Origin of the sequence: Cellulomonas sp. (assembly GCF_965229465.1) — a bacterium.
GTDB lineage: Bacteria > Actinomycetota > Actinomycetes > Actinomycetales > Cellulomonadaceae > Cellulomonas.
The window spans coordinates 2,494,215-2,520,345 of sequence record NZ_OZ245882.1 but is presented as its reverse complement, the minus strand read 5'-3'; the positions used below and the strand labels follow the sequence as shown (position 1 = coordinate 2,520,345).

Annotated in this window: 25 protein-coding genes; 9 read left to right on the top strand and 16 right to left on the bottom strand. The window is 71.7% G+C overall.

What is annotated here, in order from left to right; all coding sequences use genetic code 11:
- Positions 1-91 precede the first annotated feature (91 nt).
- Positions 92-1,381, bottom strand: a complete 1,290-nt coding sequence (locus ACO06A_RS12130; RefSeq protein WP_421732469.1) for a helix-turn-helix domain-containing protein — start codon at positions 1,379-1,381, stop codon at positions 92-94.
- Positions 1,382-1,537: 156 nt separating this feature from the next.
- On the opposite strand from ACO06A_RS12130, the gene ACO06A_RS12125 reads away from it, so the two are divergent.
- Entirely contained in the window at positions 1,538-3,160 is a 1,623-nt protein-coding gene (locus tag ACO06A_RS12125; protein WP_421732468.1) for an LCP family protein, read from the top strand.
- Here the strand turns inward: ACO06A_RS12125 and ACO06A_RS12120 are convergent.
- Together ACO06A_RS12120 and ACO06A_RS12115 are read right to left on the bottom strand one after the other, a co-directional pair.
- Positions 3,157-4,143: an NAD(P)-dependent alcohol dehydrogenase gene (locus tag ACO06A_RS12120; protein WP_421732467.1), complete on the bottom strand. Its 987-nt coding sequence runs from the start codon at positions 4,141-4,143 to the stop codon at positions 3,157-3,159. The genes ACO06A_RS12125 and ACO06A_RS12120 overlap by 4 nt on opposite strands.
- A gap of 49 nt (positions 4,144-4,192) precedes the next feature.
- Positions 4,193-4,882, bottom strand: coding sequence for a TetR/AcrR family transcriptional regulator (locus tag ACO06A_RS12115; RefSeq protein WP_421732466.1), 690 nt, complete (start codon positions 4,880-4,882; stop codon positions 4,193-4,195).
- Positions 4,883-5,011: 129 nt separating this feature from the next.
- Between ACO06A_RS12115 and ACO06A_RS12110 the strand changes: the two genes are divergently transcribed.
- From ACO06A_RS12110 to ACO06A_RS12100, 3 genes are read left to right on the top strand one after another with little or no spacing between them, the layout of a single operon-like run.
- Positions 5,012-5,491 carry a hypothetical protein gene (locus tag ACO06A_RS12110; RefSeq protein ID WP_421732465.1) on the top strand — a complete coding sequence of 160 codons (480 nt, stop codon included), beginning with the start codon at positions 5,012-5,014 and terminating at the stop codon, positions 5,489-5,491.
- A gap of 10 nt (positions 5,492-5,501) precedes the next feature.
- Positions 5,502-5,816, top strand: a complete 315-nt coding sequence (locus ACO06A_RS12105) for a hypothetical protein (protein WP_421732464.1) — start codon at positions 5,502-5,504, stop codon at positions 5,814-5,816.
- A 14-nt stretch (positions 5,817-5,830) separates the two neighbouring features.
- The gene (locus tag ACO06A_RS12100; protein WP_421732463.1) at positions 5,831-6,046 is read left to right on the top strand and encodes a hypothetical protein; all 216 of its coding nucleotides are present in this window, start codon (positions 5,831-5,833) and stop codon (positions 6,044-6,046) included.
- 50 nt (positions 6,047-6,096) lie between these two features.
- Here the strand turns inward: ACO06A_RS12100 and ACO06A_RS12095 are convergent, their stop codons facing one another.
- From ACO06A_RS12095 to ACO06A_RS12085, 3 genes are all read right to left on the bottom strand, one after another.
- Positions 6,097-7,527, bottom strand: a complete 1,431-nt coding sequence (locus ACO06A_RS12095; RefSeq protein ID WP_421732462.1) for an MATE family efflux transporter — start codon at positions 7,525-7,527, stop codon at positions 6,097-6,099.
- Between the two features lie 228 nt (positions 7,528-7,755).
- A complete protein-coding gene (locus ACO06A_RS12090; protein WP_421732461.1) occupies positions 7,756-8,445 on the bottom strand; it encodes a hypothetical protein in 690 nt (229 codons plus the stop codon).
- A gap of 83 nt (positions 8,446-8,528) precedes the next feature.
- Positions 8,529-9,287 carry a DinB family protein gene (locus tag ACO06A_RS12085; protein ID WP_421732460.1) on the bottom strand — a complete coding sequence of 253 codons (759 nt, stop codon included), beginning with the start codon at positions 9,285-9,287 and terminating at the stop codon, positions 8,529-8,531.
- 54 nt (positions 9,288-9,341) lie between these two features.
- On the opposite strand from ACO06A_RS12085, the gene ACO06A_RS12080 reads away from it, so the two are divergent.
- Positions 9,342-10,010, top strand: a complete 669-nt coding sequence (locus ACO06A_RS12080; RefSeq protein WP_421732459.1) for a DNA alkylation repair protein — start codon at positions 9,342-9,344, stop codon at positions 10,008-10,010.
- Positions 10,011-10,053: 43 nt separating this feature from the next.
- Positions 10,054-10,695, top strand: a complete 642-nt coding sequence (locus ACO06A_RS12075; protein ID WP_421732458.1) for a hypothetical protein — start codon at positions 10,054-10,056, stop codon at positions 10,693-10,695.
- Here ACO06A_RS12075 and ACO06A_RS12070 read toward each other — a convergent pair.
- Positions 10,669-11,211: a GNAT family N-acetyltransferase gene (locus tag ACO06A_RS12070; protein WP_421732457.1), complete on the bottom strand. Its 543-nt coding sequence runs from the start codon at positions 11,209-11,211 to the stop codon at positions 10,669-10,671. The two genes, ACO06A_RS12075 and ACO06A_RS12070, sit on opposite strands and share 27 nt — an antisense overlap.
- Positions 11,212-11,323: 112 nt before the next feature.
- Here ACO06A_RS12070 and ACO06A_RS12065 point away from each other — a divergent pair, with 112 nt between their 5' ends.
- Positions 11,324-12,424, top strand: a complete 1,101-nt coding sequence (locus ACO06A_RS12065; protein WP_421732456.1) for an epoxide hydrolase family protein — start codon at positions 11,324-11,326, stop codon at positions 12,422-12,424.
- 51 nt (positions 12,425-12,475) lie between these two features.
- Here ACO06A_RS12065 and ACO06A_RS12060 read toward each other — a convergent pair whose 3' ends face one another.
- The 6 genes from ACO06A_RS12060 to ACO06A_RS12035 all read right to left on the bottom strand — a co-directional run bounded on the left by ACO06A_RS12060 (position 12,476) and on the right by ACO06A_RS12035 (position 19,200).
- Positions 12,476-14,071, bottom strand: coding sequence for a hypothetical protein (locus ACO06A_RS12060; RefSeq protein WP_421732455.1), 1,596 nt, complete (start codon positions 14,069-14,071; stop codon positions 12,476-12,478).
- A 58-nt stretch (positions 14,072-14,129) separates the two neighbouring features.
- Entirely contained in the window at positions 14,130-14,801 is a 672-nt protein-coding gene (locus ACO06A_RS12055) for a Type 1 glutamine amidotransferase-like domain-containing protein (RefSeq protein ID WP_421732454.1), read from the bottom strand.
- Positions 14,802-14,867: 66 nt separating this feature from the next.
- Positions 14,868-15,689, bottom strand: a complete 822-nt coding sequence (locus ACO06A_RS12050) for a VanZ family protein (RefSeq protein ID WP_421732453.1) — start codon at positions 15,687-15,689, stop codon at positions 14,868-14,870.
- 84 nt (positions 15,690-15,773) lie between these two features.
- On the bottom strand, positions 15,774-17,921 hold the full coding sequence (locus tag ACO06A_RS12045) for a DEAD/DEAH box helicase (protein ID WP_421732452.1): 2,148 nt from the start codon (positions 17,919-17,921) through the stop codon (positions 15,774-15,776).
- Positions 17,922-18,277: 356 nt separating this feature from the next.
- Positions 18,278-18,721, bottom strand: a complete 444-nt coding sequence (locus ACO06A_RS12040) for a hypothetical protein (protein WP_421732451.1) — start codon at positions 18,719-18,721, stop codon at positions 18,278-18,280.
- The gene (locus ACO06A_RS12035; protein WP_421732450.1) at positions 18,718-19,200 is read right to left on the bottom strand and encodes a hypothetical protein; all 483 of its coding nucleotides are present in this window, start codon (positions 19,198-19,200) and stop codon (positions 18,718-18,720) included. The genes ACO06A_RS12040 and ACO06A_RS12035 overlap by 4 nt, the downstream gene beginning before the upstream one ends.
- A 284-nt stretch (positions 19,201-19,484) precedes the next feature.
- Between ACO06A_RS12035 and ACO06A_RS12030 the strand changes: the two genes are divergently transcribed.
- Complete coding sequence (locus ACO06A_RS12030) at positions 19,485-19,895, top strand: hypothetical protein (RefSeq protein WP_421732449.1); 411 nt, start codon at positions 19,485-19,487, stop codon at positions 19,893-19,895.
- A 27-nt stretch (positions 19,896-19,922) separates the two neighbouring features.
- On the opposite strand, the gene ACO06A_RS12025 is transcribed toward ACO06A_RS12030, so the two are convergent.
- Together ACO06A_RS12025 and ACO06A_RS12020 are read right to left on the bottom strand one after the other, a co-directional pair.
- Positions 19,923-20,897: a hypothetical protein gene (locus ACO06A_RS12025; RefSeq protein ID WP_421732448.1), complete on the bottom strand. Its 975-nt coding sequence runs from the start codon at positions 20,895-20,897 to the stop codon at positions 19,923-19,925.
- Positions 20,894-21,457 carry an RNA polymerase sigma factor gene (locus tag ACO06A_RS12020; RefSeq protein WP_421732447.1) on the bottom strand — a complete coding sequence of 188 codons (564 nt, stop codon included), beginning with the start codon at positions 21,455-21,457 and terminating at the stop codon, positions 20,894-20,896. Before ACO06A_RS12020 ends, ACO06A_RS12025 begins: the two co-directional genes overlap by 4 nt.
- Before the next feature lie 170 nt (positions 21,458-21,627).
- On the opposite strand from ACO06A_RS12020, the gene ACO06A_RS12015 reads away from it, so the two are divergent.
- Positions 21,628-23,919: a DUF4214 domain-containing protein gene (locus tag ACO06A_RS12015; protein ID WP_421732446.1), complete on the top strand. Its 2,292-nt coding sequence runs from the start codon at positions 21,628-21,630 to the stop codon at positions 23,917-23,919.
- 126 nt (positions 23,920-24,045) lie between these two features.
- Here the strand turns inward: ACO06A_RS12015 and ACO06A_RS12010 are convergent, their stop codons facing one another.
- Positions 24,046-25,671, bottom strand: a complete 1,626-nt coding sequence (locus tag ACO06A_RS12010) for a DUF5597 domain-containing protein (RefSeq protein WP_421732445.1) — start codon at positions 25,669-25,671, stop codon at positions 24,046-24,048.
- Positions 25,672-26,131: the final 460 nt, after the last annotated feature.

Sequence of the window (26,131 nt, the reverse complement as noted above, 5' to 3'; positions counted from 1 at the left end):
TCCCGAGGATGTACCGGACTCTCCCGTACACCTGGAATGGTCCCTAGCCCATGTCTGGACCGCAATGACGCAGGACACTAGGGGGTAGACATCACGCCCGCGGAGGGATAGGGAGCACCCCCCGGATGCCCGCCGCCGCGAGCGCACGGCCGTACGCCTCGACCACCCGTTCGTCCTCGTCGCCGGCCACCCTCAGGCGGTCACCGATGCGGCGCCACAGCGTCGCGGCCGACCGCCCCGACGAGATCATGTCCAGCAGCTCGGCCGCGGACCGGTACTCCTTGACGGCCTCGGTCCGGGCGCGCTGGGCGAGCATCGCGTCGCCGAGAGCCTCGTGCGCGGACGCGGCGTCGCGACGCACCCCCTCGCGGAGCAGCTCGACGGCGCGCTTGGCGTAGTGCTGGGCCTGCTCCGGGTCGTCCAGCAGCAGCCACGCGCGCGACCGGACCGAGTCGGCGCGGGCCAGCTCGATCTGCGACTCGCCCACCTCCAGCGCGGTCTGCGCGGCGTCGAGGTCGGCCAGCGCCTCGGCCGCCCGCGGTGGGTCGACGGAGACGAGCAGCAGCGCCCGGTCCAGCCGGAGGCGGGGCAGGTCGCGGTCGATCTCGTCGGCACCCGCGAGCGCGATCGCGGCCTCCAGCTGCGCGAGCGCGGCGTCCGGCTCCCCCAGCGCGTCGTCGACGAACGCCAGGTTCCAGTGCACCGACGACACCGCACGCGCCGAGCCGTGCCGACGCGTGTGCGCGAGCAGCTGCCGACCGCGGTAGCGCGCGTACGTGGTGTCCCCCCGGGCGATGTACGCCCAGACGATCGTCGACTCCAGGCGCACCACCTCGTCGCTGCCGGCCGCCGACTCGGGCAGCTGCGCCAGCAGGGCCTCCCCGCGTGCGACGGCACGGTGCAGGTCCGCGGCCTCGGTGAGGGCCATCACGATCCGCATCGCCGAGTAGGCCGCCTGCGCGTACCTGCGCGCGCCGATCAGCTGCGCACAGACGCGTTCCAGCGCCTCGACCGAGCCCTCCAGGTCGCCCGCCAGGTCCAGGGCCTCGGCGTGCGCCAGCCCGACGCGCGCGGCCGTGTCGACGTCCAGGCCGCCCAGGTCCACCATCGCCAGGACGTCGGCCGCCTCCCGCGCCGCTCCCATCCGGGACAGCCGGCGCGCCTCGACGAGCGCCCCCTCGGCGGAGCGGTAGTCGGGGGCCTGCTCGCCGTCGAGCAGGTAGGCCACGGACACGCCCAGCACGTCGGCCACCCGGGCCAGCGCGTCCTCGCCGAGCGTGCGACGGTCGCGCTCGACGTGGGAGATGTAGGTCGGGTGCACGCCAGCCCGACGCGCGAGCTCGCCCTGGCTGAGGCCAGCCTTCTGGCGGGCATCGCGCACACGTCTGCTCAGCGGATTCACGTACTCACGATAGGGACCGCCGACGAGGTCCGGAAGCGGAGGCCTCGCGACCGGAACCCGTCCGGGTGAACGATCCGGACATTCCCTCCCAAACTCGGCATAGCGACCACGGGGGATGTCCCGCACACTGGCGGGATGACCCCGCCCGCCGCAGTCCCGACGACGGCAGGCGTGCGCCAGCTCGACGTGCTGGTGGTCGGCAGCAGCAACGTCTGCCGGTCGCTCGCGGCCGAGCGCCTGGTGCGCGCCCGTCTGGGTGTGGGCGGCGGCGTGGCGGTGACCAGCGCCGGGACACGCACGGAGCCCGGGGACCGGGTCCCGGAGCTGTTGAGCGAGCTCCTCGCCGGCGCCGGCCTGGACACGGACCCGCACCACGCGCGCGCGCTGACCGCGGAGATCATCGCCTCCGCCGACCTCGTCCTCACGGCCACCCGATCCGAGCGCGCCACGGTGGTCCGGCAGGTCCCGGCGGCCGTCGGACGCACATTCACCCTGCGCGAGCTCGCCCGCGTCGCCGGTTCTCTCGGTCCGGCTGCCCTCCCGGAGGGCGACGTGGCGGCGCGGCTGTCGGCTCTGGTCCGTGCGGCGCCGGCGCGACGCGGGCCCACCGCGCCCGCGGATCCCGCCGACGACGACCTGCTGGACCCCGCCGCCCTGGGCAAGGGCGCCTACCAGCGGTCGTTCGACCAGGTCCGGGGCGCGGTCGACGCCATCGCGTGGGCGGTGCTGTCGGACCCGAGCCAGCCGGTCCCCGCCCCACCCGAGCCCGTCGTGGCGCCGGTGCGGCCCAGCCACCGTCTCCGGAACACTGCGATCGCGATCCTCGGGTCCTTCCTGCTCCTGCTCCTCGTCGCCACGTGCGGCGCCCTGCTCGTGGCCGGTGTGCTCGACAGCCGGGTCGACCGCTTCCCCGACCCGTTCGCCGGTCTGACCGACCGCCCGGCCCCGTTCGCGTCCGGTCCGGGCGAGGCGGCGCCGGTGACGATCCTCGTGCTCGGCTCGACCGACGACGTGCGCACCGAGGACACCGACGACTGGGCCGCGGCGGCTGCGCAGACCGACGTCGTGATGCTCGCGCACGTCTCCGCGGACCGCTCCAGCGCCCAGGTGGTCGCGATGCCGCCGGACCTGTGGGTGGAGGTGCCAGGCACCGGTCCGGGCACCCTGCGCTCCGCGTTCGCCGCCGGCGGCCCCCCGGGTGCCGTGGAGACGGTCGAGCACCTCACCGACGTCCGGCTGGACCACGTGGCGCTCACCGACTCCGAGACGTTCGCCCGGGTCACGCAGGAGCTCGGCGGTGTGGACCTCGACCTCACGTCCGACCTGGTGGTGAACGGTCGCGTGGCCGCCGCGGCGGGCGAGCGCCGCCTCACCGGGGCGCAGGCGCTGGCGTGGGTGCGCGGGACCGGCGACGACGACGTGGCGCGGGCCGAGCGGTCGGCGGTGTGGCTGCAGGCGATCCTGGACCGGCTGGGCGACAGCGACGTGCGGGGCAACCCGATCACCTGGCTGCGGCTGCTCGGCGTGGTCTCCGGCTCGGTGGCGGTGGACGAGAGCTTCGACCGCGCCGAGATGGTGGGCCTGCTCACGAGCATCCGCGCCCTCGGACCCGGCGAAGTGGAGGTGGTCGGCGCCCCGACGACCGTCTCCGCGGCCGGCGAGCAGCCCGTGCTGGTGCCGGACGCCGTGCCGTTCGGCAGCCTCATGGACGCGCTGCGGACCGACACGCTCGACGAGCACCTGGACGCCGGCGGCTAGCCTCCCGCATGAACGGTGATGACCACCTTCGCCCGGGCGTGCTCGCCCTCGAGGTAGCGCAGGGCGTCCGCGGCCGCCGGTAGCGGGTAGGTCCGGTCGACGGCGGGCACGATCGTCCCGGCCTCCGCCAGCTCCCGGAGGGCGTCGAGGTGCTCGGCGCCGGGACTCGTCGACAGGGCGACGATCCGGTGCCGCACGAACGGCGCCGCCAGCTTGCTGCGCAGCAGCAGACCGATCGGGCCGAACAGCGAGCCACCCTCGGAGACCCCGCCGCCGGACAGGACGAGGGTCCCGTCGGGCGTGAGGGCGCGACGCAGGTCGCGCAGGGAGCGGTTGCCGACGAGGTCGAGGACGACGTCGTACCGGCGGCCGGCACGGAACGCGTCGTCGCGCGTGTAGTCGACGACGTGGTCGGCGCCGAGCGACCGCACGAGCTCGGCGTTGCGGGTGCTGCACACGCCGGTCACCTGGGCGCCGTACGCGTGGGCCAGCTGCACCGCGAACGTCCCCACTCCCCCGGACGCGCCGTTGATCAGGAGGCTCTGACCGGGACCGACGCGGCCTCGCAGCCCCTGCAGGGCCGTCGTCGCCGCCAACGGCATCGCGGCAGCCTGCTCGAAGGTCAGGTGGGCGGGCTTGCGGGCGACCCGCCGCTCCGGCGCGCTGACGTACTCCGCGAGCGCACCGTCGGACTCTCCGTAGACCTCGTCGCCCGGACGCAGGCGGGTCACGTCGCTGCCGACCGCCTCGACCGTGCCGGCGAAGTCCGAGCCGCGGACCGGGGCCTTGGGGCCGCGTCGGCCGAAGTCCGGCGAGAGCCGCGCGATGTACGGGTCGCCGCGCATCAGGTGCCAGTCGCGCGCGTTCAGCGACGCGGCCCGCACCCGGACCAGGACCGCGTCCGCAGCCGGGACGGGGGTGTCGACGTCGGCGAGCGTGAGCTCGTCGGGTGAGCCGTACCGATGCTGCACGATCGCCTTCATGGCGCCTCCCTTACGTTGTAAGGCAGCCTGCCTTACAACGTAAGGACGGTCAAGGGGTCTCGGCCGCCCGCCGCCGGTCGAGGCCGTCGAGCAGCAGGTCGAGCCCGAACTCGAACTCGGTCTGGTCGTCGCACCAGCCCAGCGTCGACGCGGGGTCGTCGTGCGCGATCTCGGACAGCATCGCCACGAGGTTCGGCAGCTCGGCGGCGACCTCCGGCGGCAGCGAGTCGGCGGACGCCCCGTCACCCGGGTCGAACAGCTCCTGCGAGAACCCCAGGGCGCGGCTGCCCAGCGCGTGCAGCGCGTGGTGGGCGAGGTCGAAGGAGAAGCCACCCGCGCGCAGGAGGCCGACGAGGCGGTCGTGGTAGCGCACCACCTCCGGGCTCGTGGCCGCCCGGGTGGACAACAGCCGCGACGCCCACCGGTGCCGCAGCAGCACGGCGCGGGCGGCGAGGATCCGCGTCCGCACGGCGACCTGCCAGTCAGTGCCGGCGTCCAGCTCGTCGACCGCCTCGTTGATCTCCCGCACGACGAGATCCACGGCACCGTCGAGCAGAGCGTCCTTGTTGGCGACGTGGTGGTAGAGCGACATCGCCTCGGCGCCGAGCTCGTCGCCGACCCGGCGCATCGTCACGGTCTCGATGCCGTGCTCGTCGGCGATCGCGACCGCGGTCCGCAGCACGCGCTCGCGGCTGAGCGGGAGCCGCTGCTCCGACCTCGACGACGCCACCACTCCCATGCCCGGATCGTACGGCCGGCGTTCCCTGGGGTCGGCCTGGGGTTTCCCCACCGATCTGCGACACCCCTGGGCACTCGTTCATGGCAACCAGGCCGGCACGCGGCCTGACCCACCATGAAGGGCACGATCATGACCACCGTCTTGGACGACATCAACGACGCAGTCAAGAACTACCCCACGAACTACCTGACCATCGAGATCATCGACGTGAACTGGCCGGGCGTGGCCATCAACGACGGCGAGGAGGTGGAGTTCCGGTTCCAGGTCACCAACAGCGGCCCCTTCACGATGACCGACCTCTCCTTCAAGGTCGAGGGGCGCAACGGCACGGAGATCAAGGTCAACGGCGCGGCCGCGCAGTGGGAGGACTGGCACGAGACACGACCCGGCTGGTTCCCCGACCTGCCCGCGCACGCTGGGACGACCGCGGTGACCTGGACGGGCGATCCGTTCCTCTTCCGAGCCACCGACGCGTTCACGACGCCCCGCGAGCTCGTCCGGGTCTCGGTCGCCGGCTGGCAGACGACCTGGGACCACATGCTCACCAACCACACGGAGGCGGACCCCGACCTGCGGGGCAGCTACAGCAGTGCCGTCGCGGTGCAGTGAGGGCCGTCCGATGGCCACCGTCAGGCACGCGCACTTCGAGTTCTTCGAGGCCAACGGCTTCGTGGCGGGCGACACCCGCACCATGAGGCTCTTCCTGCCCGTCCGAGCCGCCGGCTCGTACGTGCAGACCGCGGTCGCGGCGAGCGCCAGCCCGTTCCACGCGTCCAACGAGAACCGTCAGCTGCGGGTCACCACCCTGTCCATCAAGTCGGACGACCCGAACCCCAACACCAACAACCTCCCCACCGTCCGGGTGAAGGTGGAGAGCATCGGTCCGGACGCGCCCCTCATCTGGTACCTCAACCTCAGCTTCATCGAGCCGTAGGACGGAGACCGACCATGAAAGCGCACGTCACGTACGCCGACGACGGCACGATCCTCTCGATCGGCCTCGGGGGCGGCCTCCTGGCCGACGACGAGTCGACCTCCGGGGAGTTCGAGCTCCCCGCCGGCTTCCCCAGCCTCTCCGGCCCGGATGCCGAGGCGGAGGTCTCGCGGGCCGTGGCCCAGCTCGTGGCCAGGCCCGGGGGCACGACCCTGACCGCCCGGTCCTGAACGGCCTCGCGCGATCCCTCCGTCATCCCGGAGGGATCGCGCGAGGCAGGTCAGGCGGTGGGGACCCGCCGCTTGACGCGTCGGGGCACCCCGCGGCGCCGCACCCGCGTGATCCGCCTGCGGACCACCGCGGCCGGCGCCTCCGTGGCGTCCGCCCCCAAGAGCCGTCGCTGCGCGGCCGCGTACGCCGGCACCAGGAGGATGACCGCGCCGATCCACGCCAGCGGGTTGCCCCAGACCACGCCGCCGTACCCGTAGGCCGCGCCGAGCACGCCCGCGGCGCCGACCCGGCAGACCAGCTCGATCACGCCGGTCAGCGTGGGGACCACCGTCTGCCCGAGGCCCTGGAGGGCACCGCGCAGCACGAAGAGGACCCCGAGCACCACGTAGAGCACCCCGTTGACCAGCAGGTAGTGCGCGGCCATGTCGACGACGCGCTGCTCCCCCTCACCCACGAAGACGCCGATGATCGCCGAGCCGCCGGCCACGAGCACGACCCCGAGCACCGCCGAGCCGACCACCGAGATCGCCATGGCCTGCACGACGCCGTGCCGGATGCGGTCTTGCCGGCCGGCACCCAGGTTCTGCGCGACGAACATCGACACCGCCAGGCCGAGCGACGCCAGCAGCGCGACCGCGAGCCCGTCCACGCGGGCGGCCGTCGTGTAGGCGGCGACCGCGTCGGAACCCAGCGCGTTCAGGCGCACCTGCACGGCCAGCGTGCCGATCGCGATGATCGACGCCTGGAACCCCATCGGCAGCCCGAGCCGCAGGTGCTTGCGCAGCTCGGCGCCGCTGACCCGCCAGTCGTCGCGGTGCACGTGCAGGACCGGCACCCGACGCCGGACGAACTCGAGGCAGAGCGCCACCGAGACGCCCTGCGAGACCACTGTCGACCACGCCGCTCCGGCCACGCCCATGCCCAGACCGGCCACCGCACCCACCACCAGCGCGATGTTCAGCACGCAGCTGAGCGTGAGGAAGATCAGGGGTGTGCGCGAGTCGCCGATGGCCCGGATGACCGCCGACAGGAAGTTGAAGAACATCATCGTGCTGGCGCCCAGGAAGCTGATGACCGCGAAGGTCGTCGCCTCCGGCAGCAGCTCCTCCGGCGTGTGCATCAGGCGCAGCGCCGGACCCGCGAGCAGCGGCGCCGCCACGGTGAGCACCACGCTCGTCGCCGCCGACAGGACCGCCCCGGCCGCGACCGACCTGCGGACCGCCGCGTGGTCCCCCGCGCCGAACGCGTGCGCGGTCGGGATCGCGAAGCCGTTCGTCATGCCCCACGCGAAGCCGAGCAGGAGGAACAGCAGCGCGCCCGTGGCACCGACCGCGGCCAGCGAGTCCACGCCGAGCACCCGGCCGACGACGACGGCGTCGGCCGCTTGGTAGAGCTGCTGGACGACGTTGCCGACGAGCAGGGGGACGGCGAACAGGAGGATGACGCGCCAGGGACGACCGGCGGTGAGGACCTTGGGCACAGCGGAACCTTGAGACGGAGGGGCGGGGTGATACGTCCGCGGGGGTCGGGGTTCCGGGTCGCGTCGCACGTCGATCGTATCGATACGATCCCGCACGGTCGACGCTAATTGATGCAGGTCACAGGGCGTGAGCAACCGGATCCGGAGGACTCGGGCATCCCGGACCCGCACACGGCTGCGGGCGTCGGCGATGCTCGCCGACGCCCGCAGTGCTGAGACGTGCCGTGCCTACACCGCGCGGTTCCGAAGGCTCCGTGCGTTGGTGTACGCGTCGACCGTCGCCTGGTCCCAGATCCCCGTCGCCGGGCGACCGATCGCCTGCTGGATCGCCGCTGTGGTCTGGTCGTGGGCCGCGCGGGACTGGTTGCCCCACACGCCGTCGTCCGCGACGCCGACCACCCGCTGGGTGAACTCGATCCCGAACGGGAAGGTGACGCCCATGATCATGCTCGCCGCCTTCACCGCCTCGGCGCGCTGGTCGGTGTCCGCACCCCACACCTGGTCGTCGCCCGTACGGACCGCGCGCTGGAGTGCCGCGGTCAGGACGTCGCCGCCGCCCCGCGGCACGAACGAGTCCAGCCCCAGGTGGCTGAACGGTCCGACGTCCACGTGGAGGTGGTTCTTGTGCTGGCCGGCGATGCCGTTGACGCCGTCGCGTGCGTAGATGACGGCGAGCCCGAGCTCCTGCGCCCGGTCGAGGGCCGCGATGAGCTGCTCGCGCTCGTCGGGACCGTTCTTGTTGATGTCGGCCGCCTTGCCGAAGCCGCCATCGGAGTCGAAGTGCCACGACCCGTGCGTGTGCACATCGTGGACGGTGGCGAAGCCGTGCATCTCGCCGACCGAGTAGCCGTTGCGCTGGGCCCACAAGCAGAACGTCACGAGCGTCTGCGTGGGAGACAGCTGAGTGCCGAGTGCCATCAGAGGTTCTTCCCTTCCAGAGTCGCGCGCCGTTGCGACGCGTGCGTTGAAAGGGAAGGGGGGACCTGGGTGGCCCAGATACGTCAGTCGGCGGCCGCTGCCGCCAGCGTGTCGAGGTCGCGGACGGCGTACCGGTGGTGCTCCCACTCCTCCTCGAGGATCGTGTGCAGGCACGACAGGACGGTCTCCGGGTACTGCGGCGCCCACGGATTCGTGCGCGGCGCGGCCAGCTCCTGCGGCGTGACGGTCGCCAGGAAGTCGCGCACCATCGCGACGCGCTCCGCCCGGACCGCGAGCACCTCGTCGTACGACGGCAGCTCGGTGACGAAGATCGACAGGTCGAGCCCGTCGCCGTCGGCCGCCGTGTTCGGTTGACCGATCGGGTGGTACGGCTGCTCGACCTGCTGGATCGCCCGGCGCAGCCACGTGTCGGTGGCCATGACCAGGTGCCGCAGCGTCTGCGCGAACGACCACTCCCCGTCCACGGACACGTCGACCGTGCCGGCCGGCATCGCGTCGACCCGCGCGAGCGTCGTCGCCCAGGTGCGCTGGAGCACCTCCCACGCTGCGCGCAGGCCCTCGGGGTCGCCGGCGCGCTGGTCGGCGCGGCCGGGGAACCGGCGGTTGAGCTCCGCCTCGACGAACGGGACGACGTTCACGCCGTTGACGAGCAGCACGCCGCCGGTCTCCAGCAGCCACGGCGCGTCGATGTCCGCCCCCGCGACGTCGACCCCGCGCATCACCACGCCGCCCAGGTCGCTCCCGACGAACCGGGCACCCCTGAGGTCCGCACCGCGGAACTGAGCGCCCTGAAGGTCGTCGGACCCGGTGAAGGTGGCCATGGGCTCCAGTGTCGCGGCGCCCGATCGGGGCTGTCCACGACCTACGCTGATCGGGTGGAGTCGACTGTCAGCGGAGTGCTTGCCGAGCTCGCGGCGTTGGAGGACCCCAAGATCCGGGCGGTGAACGAGCGCCACGGCGAGGACCACGGGGTCAACCTCACGAAGCTGCGCGCGGTCGCCAAGGACCTCAAGATCCAGCAGGACCTCGCCGTCCAGCTCTGGGCGACCGGCGACACCGCTGCCCGACTGGTCGCGATCCTGATCAGCCGCCCGAAGCTGTACAGCGCCGCCGAGCTGGACGCGATGCTGCGCGACGCCCGGGTGCCCAAGGTCCACGACTGGCTGGTCAGCTACATCGTCAAGAAGAGCCCGCACGTCGAGGAGCTGCGCACCGCGTGGTTCGCCGACCCGGACCCGGTGGTGGCGAGCGCCGGCTGGGCGCTGACCAACGACCGCGTCGCGAAGTCGCCCGACGGCCTGGACCTGCCCGGACTCCTGGACCTCATCGAGGCGCAGATGAAGGACGCGCCGGACCGGCTCCAGTGGGCGATGAACGAGTGCCTGGCCGGGATCGGGATCCACCACCCGGAGCACCGCGACCGCGCGCTCGCGATCGGCGAACGGCTCGAGGTCCTCAAGGACTACCCGACCCCGCCCGGGTGCACGTCCCCGTACGCGCCGATCTGGATCAACGAGATCGTGCGGCGGCAAGCTCTCGTCTGACGAGCCCTTGACGCGGGTGGTGGATGTCCCCCACGGTCGGGCGATGCACTCGGTGATGGTGTCCTCCGACGACGCGGACGACGTCTCCCAGATGCGGCTCCGGTTCGCCCCTCCCGACAACGAGGCTCCGGCCGCCGTCGGCGTGAGCGGCGTCATCGGGCGGGGCGCCGACACCGCGATCCTGCTGGTCGGCATCTCGCGCTACACCGGCGGGCTGCACATCGACCTGGGGATCCGCCGCCGCCTCGACCCCGGCCCGGACGACCACCTGCATGCCACGTTCAACGCGGGGCTGCTCGTCGGCCTCGAGCTCGCCGACGGTCGCACCGTCGTCGCCGGCTACGACGACTGGAGCAACCTGCCCGGTGCGGACGAGCCGGTGCTCACCCACCGCGGCGGCGGTGGCGGCGGTCGGGAGTGGTCGAGCACCCTCTGGCTGACGCCTGCGCCACCGCCCGGGGACCTGGTGGTCGTCGTCGCCTGCCCGTCCCTCGGCGTCGACGAGTCGAGGTTCACGGTGGACGCCGAGGCGCTCCGAGCCGCGGCTGGCAAGGCCGAGGTGCTGTGGGCCCGCGAGCCGGACCAGGTGCAGCATGCGGTCCGGCAGAACCCGATCGACGTGCCGCCCGGCGGCTGGTTCGAGAGGGCGTTCGCCGCCCTACGGACCGACGAGCCGGCCGACTGAACCGGCCGACCACTCGTCCTCGAGCACGGCGTACTGGTAGGCGTCGCGCAGCTGCGGTGCGTCTTCCCGTCGCATCCCGAGCCGCTCGAGCAGCCGCCACGACCGGGTGTTGTCGGGGCTGCATCCCGCGGTCACGCGGTGCGCGCCCCAGCTGCGGAAGCAGACGTCCACCAGCGCGGCGGCCGCCTCGGTCGCGTAGCCCTGACCCCACTGCGCGGGGTCGAAGACGTACCCCAGGGTGTACGTGCGTGGGTCGTCGCGGTGCAGGTACAGGTTGCCGATGAGCCGCTCGTCACCGGCACGGCACACGGCCCAGAACGCCTCGTCCCCCTCGCGGTCGAGCGCGAGCTCGTGGCACTGCAGGCGGGTCTGGACGCCGTACGGCTCGAAGCGGACGGCCTCCGGCTGCGACAGGTAGCCGTGCAGCGCGTCGCCGTCCGTCGCGGTGAAGCGGCGGATCGTCAGCCTGTCGGTGCGGATCTTCTCGAGGGCGCCGGCGCCCTGCACTGTGATCACGAGACCAGCCTGGCCTCGGCGCCGGGGCACGAGGGTGGACCTTGGTCCACTCTCCGGGTCGGACTCTCGTCCACCGCGGCCGCGTGTCGGAGGTGCCTCCTACCGTGTGGGCATGACCGTTCGACCGTTCGCCGTCGACGTCCCGCAGCCGGTCCTCGACGACCTGCGCGACCGCCTGGCGCGCACGCGCTTCCTCGACGACTCCCCCCGGCGGCCCGCATCGGGCATGAGCGCGGCGTACCTGCGGGAGCTCGTCGCGTCGTGGCAGACGTTCGACTGGCGCGCCCGCGAGGCCCGGCTGAACCGGCACCCGCAGTTCCTCGCCGACGTCGACGGCACCACGCTGCACTTCGCCCACCTGCGGTCGACGAACCCGGACGCCCCGGCGCTCCTGGTGATGCACGGCTGGCCGCACTCGTTCGCGCTCCAGCTGGACTTCGCCGACCTGCTGCCGGACCTCGACGTGGTCGTCGTGAGCATGCCCGGCTTCGCGTTCTCCCCGCCGCTCGACGAGCCGCCCACCGAGCAGCGCCTCGCCGCGCTGATGCACACGCTCATGACCGACGTACTCGGCTACTCCGGCTACCTCACCTACGGCGAGGACTTCACCGCGAACGTCAGCGACCTGATCGCGGCGACGCACCCCGAGGCGGTCGTCGGGATCGTCGTCACGCACGCGCACTTCCTGTCGGCGGCCGAGCGGGAGTCGACGAGCGACCCCACCGAGCGCGCCTTCTACGACCGCATGGCGGCCGGCTGGTACGACCAGGCGGGCTACGCGCACGTGCAGGGCACCCGACCCGACACCCTCGCCGCCGGCCTGAACGACTCCCCCGCCGGACTCCTCGCGTGGATCACCGAGAAGCTCGTGGAGTGGAGCGACACCCCGGCCGGCGAACCCGCCCGGCTGGAGGGGCGCATCTCGCGCGAGCGCATCCTCACCGAGGCGACCCTGTACTGGGCGACGCAGACCATCGCCTCGTCGTTCACCACCTACTTCGACGGCGCGGACGCCCAGATCCCCCCGGTCGAGGTGCCGGCCGCCGTCTTCGTCCAGCGGCACGAGCACGACAACCCGGAATCGGTGGCGCGGCGGTTCTACCGCGACCTGCGGGTGTTCGAGCGGCTGCCCGAGGGGGGCCACTTCGCCGTCGCCGAGATACCGGGCGCGATGGCGGAACGGGTGCGACGGTTCGTTCGCACGCTGCGGTGAACGCCACGCCCCGCACCCCTGCGACGTGAGAGCGCCCTCAGCGCCGCGCGGTCAGTCCGGGACGAGCTTGTCGGCGTTCTTGGGCCGATGGATCTGCTTGCCTTTGATGGCCTGGTACAGCTTGATCGCGCCCAGCGGCGCGTACACGTCCCGCTCGGTGCTGGTCAGCTCCCGGCTGATCCTGGAGTAGTAGGAACCCAACCACTCCTTGGTGTCGTCGTCCGCGTTCCGGAGCGTGACTCCACCGGAGGCGTCGCGGTCGATCCAGATCCGGCTGAACGGCGACTGGAACCACCCGGAGTAGGCGTTCGTGACGTCGACGGCGAACTCGAGGTCGACCTTCAGGTCCTCGATCTTCGCGTTGTCCAACGACATCAGGGTGGCGGCGTTCAGCCCTCGGGTGGACCCGTTGAAATGGGTGAAGCTCTCGATGCCCGGCGCGGACCACTCCCCGAGCCGGTTCCTGGCGCCGATGTCGGGGAGCAGGAAGATCCTGCCCTGCTGCGGTCCGAGCTCGTTCGGCCTCGAGCTGGTCGCCCGAACGGCCGCGAGGAGGCGCATGAATCCCTCGGTCAGAGTCCGCTGGATGATCTCCGGCCGTGCGGCCAGCTCCTTGTGCACCGCCTCCAGGGACATGACCTTGCCGGCCAGCGACACGCTGTCGTAGGTCGTCGAGGCGCCGGTCTGGAACGCCTTCGCCGTGGTGAGCTGTTCCGAGATGGTCTGGAGTCGCATCGCCTCGGCGAAGACGTTGAACTTGCCGCTCTCGCTCGGCTGGTTCTTGCTGCTGAGCGCGGTCTTGCAGTTCTGCTCGGCGAAGACCACTCCGTCCCTGGTGCCCATGGTGAGCGCGGTGGCCGTCGTCGCCACACCTGCCTTGAACGCCGCCTCCACGGCGATGTCGCCGGCCTCCAGGGCGGAGAGGTCCACGAAGATCTTGTAGAGCCCCTTCTGGAGGGACGCGCTGGCCAGATCGCCGACGATCCCGCCGATGCCCAGGGCGACGGAGGCGACCACGGCGTGCAGCAGATCCATCGCGACCTCGGTCTGCTCGACGTCGGCGATCAGCTTCCAGCTGTTGATGCGTTCGGCCTTGAGCTTCTGGATGACGTCGAGCAGCGTGCCGACGTAGTCCGCCTTGCCGGCCTGCGCCCGGTCCACGCTCTGCGCGCTGAGCGCGAGCTCGGCGAGGACGGGCATGAGAGTGCGCAGGTAGACGTCCCGAGCCTTGCCCTTGAAGAAGGCGAGCTTCGCCTTGATCTCCGTCTTGTCGCCGTCCGACAGCGTGCCGGCCCCCTGCAGGCGAGCGGCGTCGTCCTTGCCGAGCGTGCCGGCGTACTTGGCGTCCTCCGCCTTCTTGGGGTCGCCGACGAAGGCGGCCGGCGGCGCGGGAGCCTTCGGATCGCGCTGGAGCGTGATCGGGGCCGGCGCTCCGGTGCGGTGCGGCGCCTCGGCCTCCTCCGCTGTCCTCGTCGGCGCGGCCGGGGCCAGCAGTCGAGCCGTCGCCCGGTTCCCGGCCGTGCGCTGGAGCGAGGCGATCCGCGCGGCCGGCGCAACCGGAGTGACGCTCGGGGCCGCCTCGGCGGACGTGGTGGAGGGCACGTCGGGCGGAACGCGACGTCGGCCCGGGTGCGTGGTGCGGGTCATGACACCCCCCAGCGTGCTGCGGAAAGCAGTCCACGCTACCAGCAGCGGTCGCGTGGACTCAGGCGGGGAAGTGCCGCCAGTGCCCCTCGGAGACGACCTCGACAGCGCCGTCGACCACCGTGATCGCCGTCTGGTCGTCCATCGCGTACGCCGGCACCCCGATGCGCGCGGCCCACCGTTCCGCCGCCGCCATGGGGTTGCCCGGCATGCCGTCCGGAGCCAGGTGCGGGCAGATCGAGAAGTCGACGAGGCCCAGCGTGCTGTCGTCGCCCGTCGGCGGTGTCCACCCCACGAAGTCGGCGCCGATCCTCGGTGTCATCACCATGCTCCCGGCGCTCAGCCCCACCCAGACCGTCTCGCTCAGCGACGGGAGCAGGTCGACCAGGCCGGACTCCCGCATCCAGTGGCACAGGTAGAGGGCGTCGCCGCCGGCCACCAGCAGCACGTCCGTCTCCCGGACCAGCGGCACCCAGCGTTCCTCGTCGATGCTGGGCAGGGCGGTGAGCTCCAGCACGCCGACGGATTTCCAGCCCAGGTCGACCATCGGGTTCTGGGCCTTGCCGCTGATGAACTCCCACGCCTTGACGCCGGGACCGACCCAGGGGTGCCCGTACTGCGCGGTGGGGATGCACAGGGCGGTGGACTCGGCGATGGGCTTGCCGAGCAGGTCCACCAGCGCCTCGCGGATGCTCGGGTTGGTGACGCCACCGGAGGTGAGGAGAAGCTTCACGACGCCCACCGTATCGACGGTCGCCGACGGACGCGGCACCGCGCACCATGCCCGCATCGTCTCCGGCTACCGACGCGCGGCCCAGACCAGGACGTCGGACCCGTCAACCGCATGCAGGTCCACGACCGGACCGCCGACGCCCGCCGTCAGCACGTCACCCGGCTGCGCAGTGCCGACCTCCCACGTCCCGTCGGGCCGGTCGTAGGTGAACGCGGGTCCCGGTCCGGCGTCGTACGGCAGCGATGCCGTGCCGTCGTCGGCCCGCAGGCACACCGACCCGTCGCGGCCGGCGTACGCGCTGGCGCCGCCCGGCAGCACGGTGATCGTCCCGGCCGGCGGCTCGTCGCACGCGTACACGACCGGGCGCGTGGGAGGCGGGGTCAGCGTCGCGACGACCGCCCACCCGACCAGCGCCGCAGCCATGGCGGCGGGCACCAGCCGTCGCGCGGGCGGAACAGCCGGGCGGCGCACGACCGCCAGCACGAGGGCCGCGAGTGCGAGCCCGAGCAGACCTCCGACCGTGTTGAGCAGCAGGTCGTTCACGTCGAACGCGCGCCACGACCACCCGACCGCCGCGGACACCAGAAGCTGCACGGTCTCGATCAGGAGCGTCACGCCGACGCACGCGAGCACGAGCGCCTCGTAGCGCCACCGCACGACCAGCGGCAGCAGGACGCCGAACGGGATCGTCATGAGGACGTTCCGCTGCACCTCCCACCCGCCGAGCAGGTCGGGCCGCCGCAGCGCGAGGTCGTAGGACGGGCCGGTGCCGCGCTCGAGCTGCATGGACGGCAAGGGCAGGAACGCGGCACCGGCGAGCACCACCAGGTACACGACGAACGTCACCGTGGCCGCACGGCGGAGGGCGGGAGCGCGCTGATCGGTCACCGCACCAGCGTCACCGCGCGACGTGGGCCGGCGCGTCCCCCGACAGCCGGACCGTCAGTCAGCCCACGGTCGGACTCTCGCCTCTCAGCCCACGCCGTCGGCGACGAGCGCGTCGGTGAGCAGGCCCACCAGCGCCTCGAGCTGCACGTCCGTGGAGGCGCCGTCCTCGTCGAGCGCGCCGTCCAGAGCCCGAGCGGCGAGCCCCGCCTTGCTGTCGATCAGCTCGGCGATCTTGGCGTCGATAGTCTGCGCGGCGATGATCCGCCACGCCGTGACGGGTTCGTCCTGGCCGATGCGGTGGATCCGGTCGATGGCCTGGGTCTGCTCGGCGGCGGTCCAGGACAGCTCGGCCAGCACCAGGTTGGACGCCACCTGGAGGTTCAGCCCGACGCCGGCGGCCATCAGGGAGCACACGACGATCTGCACCTCGGGGTCGTCGGTGAACGCGGCGATGTTCTTGTTGCGCATCCGAGTCGTCTGGTCGCCGCGGATCGACGCGTACTTGATCCCGCGGTCGGCGAAGGTCTGCTCGGCCTGGTCCATCACGTCGACGTGCTTCGCGAAGAACACCACCTTGCCGACGTTGCGGACCAGCTGCGCGGCGTAGTCGGCGGCCAGCCCGGCCTTCGCCTGACCGATCCGACGGACCATCGTGAACACGTTCTCGCCACCGGTCTGCGAGCTCGACTCCTTGAGCTCGGCGGCGGCAACGCGGCGGACGAGCTGGTCGTCGATGCCCTCCACCACGGCCCCGCCGCTGGTGTGCCACTCCACGGCAGCCCGGTAGCGCTCGACCAACCGGGTCGCCAGGGCGGCCTCGGCGGCGCGGATCGAGCGGCCGACCGCTCCGTCGAGCTCGACCGGCAGGTCCGCCACCCGGCGGGCGGGGATGTCGGCGACCACGTCGATCTTGCGACGACGCACGATGCCCATGTCGATGACGCTGGCCCGCGCTGCGGCGGAGAACCCGCGGTCGGCCGGGGTGAGCCCGGACTCCTCGAGGGCGGTCACCAGCGCGCCGAGCGGCTTGGCGTCGTCGATCCAGCCGAGGAACTGCCAGATGGCCCGGAAGTCCTCGATGTCGTTGATCAGCGGCGTGCCGGTGAGAGCCATCATCAGCGGCCGCGCAGTGCGGGCACGGATCCGGTCGGCGATCGCGAGGACGTGCTTCGAGCGCTGGGAGGTCTTGTTCTTGATGAAGTGCGCCTCGTCGACGACCATCCCGCGGAACCCGTGGTCGCCGAGCCAACCGGCATGCCGGTCCAGCAGCTCGTAGTTGACGATCACGACGTCCGCGAACCCGTCCATCCGGTCGCCGTCGCCATGGACCACGGTGGACCGGCGGAACGGCGTCCACATCCCGACCTCGTGCGCCCAGTTGGTCTTCACGACGTTGGGCACGACGACCAGCAGCGGGTAGGCGTCGGCGGCCTGGGCCGCGAGCAGCGCCTGCGCGGTCTTGCCGAGGCCCGGCTCGTCGGCGAGCAGGAACGTGCGATGGCCGCCGGCCGCAGCGGTGACGACCTGGGCCTGGTGGGGCATCAGCGCCCGGCCCGCGGGGACGGACACCGGGCGAGGCTCGGGCAGCTCCATGCAGGCGGGTGCGCCGGTTGCGGCGACCTCGAAGGACCGGAAGAGCGGTTCGAGCAGCTCCCAGCCGGCCAGTCGGTGGGTCCGCGGAGCGGTCCGGGCAGCCGCCGCCTCGAAGTCCGGGGCGAGGAAGGGGTTCGACAGCTGGCGCGAGATGACCGACCGCGGGACCACGCGGTTCTCGACGCCGGGCGCGGGCGCGGCAGGCGCGACGGGCGCGGGAGCCTCCGGGGGCTCCAACCCTCCCTCGCGCATGAGGGTGGCCTTGTAGGCGTGCGCCGCGTCGGAGACCTTGGCATCCTCGGCCAGCAGCGCGAGCAGCGAGGTGTCCCGGGCGGCGATCTTGGCCAGCATCGTCGCCACCCCGTCCAGCCGCTTCAGCTGCTCGACGCGCCGCGACGCCGTCAGGTCGGCGTCGGCCCTGACCTTGGCGCGCTCCTCGCGCACCAGCAGCGCCACCACCTGGAACTTCGTGCGCACCACCGGGCGCGTCGGCGGTCGCTGCACCGCGCGGTCGACCTCGCGGGCAACCTCGGCGAGCACCGGGATCATGCCCTGCTCGGTGGGACGCGGGGCGCGGCGGCGCTGAGCGCCGGGATCCGTGCGCGCGCGACCGGACCCGCGTTGGCCTGGTCGAGCCACGTCTCCTCCTTCGCCAGCATCGCGCACCGCGACTGCGGCGCCGAGCGTCGTGCAACGAGCGCCGGGCCACAGGCTCGGGCCGGGGCGCTCGGATCGGTCACCGCGCAGCATCCCCGCGTGCGGGGCACGCGGTCCGGCACCGACGCCGACGGTGACACGCCGCCGGGCTTCCTCGTGAACACCGCGCGGCACGGTCATGGTCCGGCGTGATCGCCGGAGCATTTGGGAGCCTACCGCCGAGTACCTCGCACGGGCAGACGGTGACGCGTGTGTTCGGTGCCGCAGGCTTTCGATTCCGGCTCGGGCAGACTTGGTCGAGCGTTTCTACGGGGCGCGGTGCGCAGGCGAGGTAGTCCCTAGGCGGCGGCGAAGTGGACGAGGTCGGGAAGCAGTCTCGGGTCGGTCGGTCCCTCAATGGTCAGCGTGACGACGACTGCTTGCGGTCGTCGTCGCACCAGAGCGAGGAGCCGATGGTTCCCGTCCAGGCAAAGAATGCGCTCGTCAATCCGATAGCACGGCACTGCCAGCGGCCCGGGGGGAACGCGGTCGACAGAAGCGTCGATGCTGGAGTGCCTCGCTACCCACTCAAATGTGTGGCTCACGCTGCCAGGCACATCGAAGTCGACGCATTCTCGGCCATCGAAGAACCACGGAGGGACGACGGACGCGGCCAGCCGGCCTGCCTGCCCGGCCGAGAGCGTGACCTCCGGATCGAGTGCCAGCACCTGCTCCCGATCGAGATGAACTCGGATGTCGCTGGTAAGCAGGTCATGCAGCTCACCGAGCCTGAGCGGACTCATGTCTCGGATCCGACCGACGCCTGCTCTGCACGATCCGACCGGTCGATCGCCCAGGCTTCGCCGTCGAGCTGCGCGAGAGTCATCTCGATGAATCCGCAGATCCGGACGGCGTCCGCCTTCTCCTTGGCGGTCGCATCACGATCCTCCTCGAGCAGGGACGCGCGAATCGCATCAAGCCGCAGAACGCCGAGAACCGAGCCCTCCACCCGCTTCCACAATTTGGGCGGGAGGGCTCGGGCCAGGGCTGCGTCATAGACGTCGAATGCCCTGGTGGGCAGTGGACCTCGTTCGGGTCCCCATTCGCCCGTGGTGCGCACCTCCAGAGTCACAGCGGAAACCTTGTACAGGTCGGTGCAGATCAGCCGCATCGCTGCTCGGAGCTCGGAGCGCTCATTTCTTCGCGCCAAGTAGAAACTGGTTCCCCCAGTAACGGCGGCACCGACAATCACACCGATCAGGCCTGCCAGCGCGGGATCCACAAAGCGGAGCCTAGACCCCGTTCAGCTGAGCCGTGCGAGCCGACGCCTGAGTCCGGGGCCAGACCTTTTCGACGGTCGCGGTTGTCGGGTCCGCACGACGGAACCTCCGACTTGGTCGGCCTCGACGCCTCGGACATCAGCTCATTCCGGTACGCCTGCCCGGCAACGGTGGCCAACACACCAGTCTCCGCGGCGGTGTCCCGAGTTCATCGCACAGGCCCATCGACCCGCCCATGCTCGACAACGGAGCAGCCTCGCCGCGACCGCCCGGGGATACTGGCGGCATGGTCACGCGGCGCCGTCAGCCCTCGTTCAGCGAGATCGTGGACGCGGTCAAGGCGACGCCGGCGACCCCTGACCCCGGGGCAGACAAGCCCGGCGTGCACGCCGACGGCACGGTGGTCGCCCCGGGCGGACGCGCCTACACCGTCGCCGCGCACGACATCTCGTCCGCTGCCGCCTTCGACGCCGCAGCCGCGGGCGCGCAGGTCGCCTGGGACCCCTGCGGCTGCAACGGCTACTGCGGGCTCACCTGGTTCGACGAGGCCGAGGTGGCGCGCATGGTCGCCGAGGGCCGTCCGCAGATCCGACGGACGAAGAAGGCCTACGGCAGCATCGCTGAGTACCGCAGCGAGGACGGGCGGGTCCTCCTGCTCGTCGAGGAGTCCGTCCGCTGGGGCGACTTCCTCGCGTAGCAGCGACCGATCCGCGCCGGCGAGCCGTCAGGGGCGCGCGATGGCTGGTCCGTGGATCGTGATCTGCATGCTGCCTCCGACCTCCATGTCGACCCGGGCGCAGTCCACGCCCTCGTCGGGGACGCCGGTCGTCGGCCAGTGGTGCTCGGTGCCGAGGGCAGCCTCCGCGACCGCGAGGGCATCCCCCAGGCTCACGCACGTCTGAGCAATGCCCACGCGAAGCGCGGTGCGGATGCCGGACGTGATCGGACCGGCGGTGACTTCCCAGTCCTCGGCGCGGAGGGGCAGCACATCGATGGTGTGGCTGGCGGGGTCGAGCATGTCGAGCGCGGCGCACTCCATGCCGGGAGGGAGCTCGTCGGCGTCGGGGACGTCGTCGGTGACGACAGTCCACCCGGTCAGGTCCAGACGGTCGAGCTCGGCGTGCGCGAACTCCTCCGCCTCGGACGTCGAGAAGCAGTGGGACGAGCCGCCGTCGACCCAGTCCCTCATGGAGGCCCGCAGCTCCCGCTCGGCGCCGGCGGTCGGGGACACCTCGAGCGGCTCGGCACCCTCGGGAACCTGGTCGCGTGGGGTCACGAAGACCACGTCGCCGTACTCGAACGCGACGGGATCCGTGAGGGGTGGAAGGCCCGCCTGGCCACGGTAGATGTCGCAGTCGGCGACGGGGTCGCCGGTGAGGTCCGGTCCGGAGACCATCGCGACGCCGGCCGCGGTCTCGTTCCAGACGCTCTGACAGTTCGGGCCGTCCACGAGGCCGCCGAACCACTGCTGGTGCACGGCGTAGGCGGAGCCGCCGCCGACGAGCGCGATGCTCAGGCCCGCGATGAGCGTGCCGCGACGGCCGAGGCGGCGCCGACGCGCGGTGGAGGAGGAGTCTCGTTCGGTCATCGTGATTCCTTGACGCAGGGCGCGGACGGCGCCTGGGTCGAGGTGCGACAGGTCCAGCCCGGCGACCGGGTCGGCGCTGCGCAGCTGCGCGATCACGTCGTCGTGTGTCATCGGACCTCCTCCACCTCGGGACGGGCGGGTGCCCATCCATCCCCTACGTGTCCGGATGGCGCCACTCGTTGCTCGTCCGCGAGGGCGCTCATCTCACGGAGGAGCCGCTGGCGGGCTCGGTGCAGTCGGACCCGGACCGTGGCGCGCGAGACGCCGAGGGCGACCGCGATCTCGTCGCGCGCCAGGTCTTCCCACGCGACGAGGCGCAGCAGCTCGCGGTCATCGTCACCGAGCCGATCCAGCGCGGCGGTCACGTCGCTGAGGTCGACGGGCGGAGGCGCGATGGCGGTGAGGCTGTCGCGGAGCCTGTCGGCGAGAGCGTGCCGCCGGCGCTCGCCTCGGTAGTAGTTCGCCAGCACCCGGCGCGCGACTCCGAACAGCCACGGCCGCGCCTGGTCGTCGGGCGGGACGTCCTCGAGCCGTCTCCAGGCGACGAGATAGGTCTCGGCGACGACGTCGGCTGCGTCGGCCGGGTCCGCGACGCGTCGGACGGCGTAGGCGAGCAGTGCGCGGTGCGTGGCGTCGAACAGCGCTGCGAAGCGCTCCTCCGGCGAGGTCATGAGGCCCTTTCCGACGACGACGAGACCCGATGCTGCCCACATGTCCGGCCGACTGCCGAGCGTTGCACGACGGACAAGGTTCAGGACCGCGGCGCCGTCACCCTTTCGGGGCTGCGTGATCGCCGGTAGCGAGCGCTATCTTCAGCGCACCGACGTCGCAGGGGGCAGTTGTGTCGATCCGCCAGGTCTCGCGGCGCGCCTGGGTGCGTGCCGTCGCGTCGTTGGGTGCTGTGGCGTGTGTGCTCGGTCTCGGCTCGGTCGCGACCGAGCCGGCGGCGGCCGCGGACGACTTCGCGCTGCGGGACTACGTGACCGGCGTCTACCACTCGCTCTTCCACCGGGACCCGGACCCGGAAGGCTTGGCGATGTGGACGGCACAGCTGCGCAACGGTGCCCCGCGCCAGGCGGTGGCCAACGCGATCACGCACAGCGTGGAGTTCCGTTCCGGGCTGGTCGCCCAGGCCTATGTGTCCTACCTGGGGCGTGGGCCGGAACCGGCGGGGTTGCGGTTCTGGGTGGATCAGATGGCGCGCGGTGCCACGATCGCGCAGATCGACTCGGGGTTCATCTCCTCGGAGGAGTACTACGCGGCCAACGGGAACGACCCGGTCCGGTGGGTGCGGTCGATGTACCGGGACGTGCTCGGCCGGTCGGCGGCGGACTCCGAGGCACAGTGGTGGGCCGCCCGGTTGGGCCACAACGGCGTGACGCGGGCGTCGACCGCTCTGGGGATCCTGCTGTCGACCGAGCATCTGTCGGCGGTCGTCGACGGGTACTACCGGGACCTGCTGGGTCGTGGCCTCGACCCCACCGGGCAGGGGACGTGGGTCGGCCTGCTGCAGCGTGGCACGCACGACGAGGAGATCATCGGCGGCATCGTCGCCAGCGACGAGTACTGGGCCCTCGTCATCGCGAAGGCGCAGCCGAAGCCCTCGGAGGTTCGGATCTCCGGCGGCGCGGTGACCACGGCGGGGGCGCCCGTCCCGTTCACCGCGACCGGGGTCTTCGACGGGGTCAGCCTCATGGACGTCACGGCGCAGACGACGTTCACGATCACGGGCGGCACGTGCGCGGCGAGCGCCTGCTCGGCGCCCGCCGTCGGCAACCACACCGTCACGGCGGCCTGGGCAGGGTTCACCAGCTCGACCTCCCTCCTGGTCGAGCACGGCCCGGCCACCGCCACGCACCTCCAGGTGACCGGTCTGACCTCTCCCGGCGGGGGTGCCATCCCGGCCGGGGCCTCGACGTCCGTGACGGTCTCCGCCTCGGACGCGTACGGGAACCCGTTCGACGTGACCGGATCGATGACCGCTGCGCTCGACGGAACCGCGTGCGCGGCGGTGTGCGGTCCGTTCACGGTAGGGACGCACACCGTGACCGCGGCGTCGAAGCCCGGGGCTGGGCTACCGGCACCGTCGCCGGCGACCGTCGTCGCCACGAACCCCACCACCGCCGGCAACCGGGTCTTCCGGTGGGACTTCTGGTTCGAGACCTGGGGTGACACCGTCGCGCAGCGCAGCGGCCCGGTCCAGGTCGGCACCGAGTCGTGGTGGACCTCGGTCGACGCACGATCGCAGCACGCGCTGGCTCGTCGGTCGGACGGCTCCCTGTGGACCTGGGGTACCGGGTTCCTGCTGGGCACCGGCGCGACCGAGACGACGCAGACGCCGACGTGGGTTCCCGGGACCGGGACGAAGCACGCCGTGTCATCGATCTTCGCCGCGCCCAACAACTCGTTCGCGATGTTCGAGCCCGGCGGCCTGCACGGCTGGGGAGACAACGGGAGCGGTCAGCTGGGCAACGGTGGCCCCAGCGCCGACCGCGACGTCTGGACCCCCACGGCCGTCCCTGCACCGCAGGGCAGCACCTGGCAGGACATCGAGGGCGGATCGGGCTACACGTACGGACTCACCGCCGAAGGCGCACTCTGGTCGTGGGGAAGCAACGGCTACTCCGGCGTCCTGGGTGACCCGAGCAGGGAGAGCGGCTCCGTCCCCGTGAGAGTGGGCACGAGCCTGTGGAAGTCCGTCACTGCCGGCTGGAACACGGGGGTCGGCGTCCGGGAGGACGGAACCCTGTGGCAGTGGGGCCAGCGCCTGAGCTCGGTATCCGGCGCCGACTTCGGCGGCCCGGAGCAGATCGGCACTGCCACCAACTGGGCGAGCGTCGACTCCGACGACTACTTCTACTCGGCGCTCACCACGACCGGGGAGCTCTGGCTCTGGTCCTCGGTCCACAACGGTGGCGACCTCCCGAACGCCTGGCTGCCCAGGAAGATCACGAGCCCGGTCAGCTGGAACAAGGTCGTGATCTCGTGGCCGTACTGGGTGGGGCTGCGCTCGGACAGCTCCCTATGGGTCGGGACGATCAGCGGGAACGTCGCACCAGAGGTCCTCGCTCCGGGCACGACGTGGACGGACGTCATCGTGGCAAGCGGAACCATCTACGCCCTGCGCCCGTGAGGGTGCCGCGCGACGGCTCGTGACGTGGACCCGAGTGCCGGGGTGATGTCGTCGCGGTCCCAAGGATCAGGAGCGACCGGCCAGTGTCGGCTCCAGGAGCGTTCACCACGTCGTGCCGAAGCCCACTTACCGCTCGATCAGCGTGATCCTCACGGCCGACACCCCGTGTGCGCCGAGGATCATCAGCCGTTCGTCTCCGTTGAGGATGCGGCCCTCGACCCAGGCGCCGTCGTGAAGGCGAAGCTCCCGCAGGCTGTCGATCTCGAGCAAAGAACCCTCCCGGCTGAAGTCGATCATCGCCTGCCGTCCCAGTGCGATGTATTCGAGATCTCCGGTTTCCACGATGATTCCGAACGGTCGCGAGTCTCCCGGGGAGGGCGCGTGGGCGCTCGGCAGAGTCTCGTCGGGATGCGGGGCCGGCTCCGGCAGCCGGACACCCGCATCGAGCAGCATGTCGGCGAGGAGCTTCGGCGCGCTTCGCACGGTGACGGTCGTCGACCCGAGCCGGGCGGTGGCCGCATCCGTCCCCGGATCCAGCGCGAATCCCATCACGCGATCGTCCCGCTGGGCGTCGAGGATCTGCGGGGCGAGCGCGAGAAGCTTCCGGAACGCGTCGTACAGCTGGCTTTCTTCCCGAACGTCGTCGATGCCGAAGACGTGGTACCCCATGGCGTGGAAAGCACCGAACGCGCGGAAGGCGTCACCGGTCAGAACACGCGCCTCGGGGATGAAGAGCGGGTTGATCCCCGACGTGTAGCCGCGCATGACCGACTCGCTGTCGGAGACGTAGATGTCGGGTGCGACGAAATCGAGAGCCGGTCCGGCGACGCGCCACACCCCGCTCATCCGTGCCGTCGGACCACCGCTGGGATACTGGCCCGGCATGTCCTGACCCGGTTGGGGGCCGAGCCAGGCGTTCGCATACACAGGTAGCGCCTTGATCTGCTTGCCCTTCGCCGCCAGGGCACCGACATAGCTGGCGAACCCCCACGCCATGAAGACCTCATCGGCCAGTGGATCGTCGTCGCCGAATCGCTCCTGCCAGGATGCCCCGCCCGGGCGCGACCGACCGAACAGATCGACGACGTCGTCGTGGAAGGCGGCGGGCTCGTTCGCCACGGCCTCGACGAGTGCCTCAGGAACGGGCGACTGCCAGGCGAGCTGCGCGGCGGCGGAACTGTCGCGGCTCGATCCCAAGAGCCCGACCTCGTTCTCCACCTGCATCATGACGACGGTGTGATCTCCGTCCACCCGAGCGAGGTGCTCCATCAGCGCTCCATAGGCTGCCTCGTCCGCTTCTCGCAGAGGCCCGGAGAACACCGACAGGGTGGGGCGAGGCATCGATCCCTCGTACGTGAAGGGAGCCCTCACGGGGGACGGTCCCCGGTCGGCTCGCTCGAACCGGGCGGAGTCCTGGCGAACCCACGTCGGTGCATAGGTGGACAGGGCGTTCTTGTAGGCACCGAACCAGATGAGGACGAGGCGGACACCCGCCGAGCGTGCACCCGCGAGCAGCTCGTCCACCACGCTGAAGTCGAACTCACCCTCGGACGGCTCCACCTGGTCCCACCCCACGGGAGCGATGATCGAGTTCACTCCGGACCTCCCGAGCGCGCGCCAGATGGGTGCCATGTGCACGGGATCAGACGCGCTGGAGTTGCGGAGCTCGCCGCCGAGGCAGAGGAACGGTGAGCCGTCCACGATCAGCCTCGTGTGGGCGCTTGCTCGCTCCAGGCGGGGGAGTTCTGTCATGAGGTCTCCTTCGGGCACGCTCGACGAGACAGCGTCCCAGTTGTGGCTCTTCACACGTCCGGTCGGGGTGCCGGCTCGCCGGTGAGCCGTGTGCCGGGGTGATGTCATCGAGGCCCTCAAAGAACATGGCGACCAGGAACTGCGCCCTGCTCGAGTACCTCGACGTCGTCGAACGCTACGGCGTGCGTTGGCGCGCCACGACTGGACCCGCACGCGTTGCGATCTGCTGCTCGGCTCGGCCCCCTTGCGCCCCCCACATAACGCGCCCCGACGCGATCCGTGGCCGCAGGGGGCCGAGCACACGGCCGACGAAAGCACGAGGTGCACGAGGAGTCGAGGCCGTGATCCTTCGCTAGCGCGTTGCCCGTCGCCGAGGAGCCGCTGGAGAGAGTGGCGGCCCACGCAGTTCGTCTCGCAAGGGCAGACAGCTCCAGGACGAAAAGCGTTGACCACCTACGGG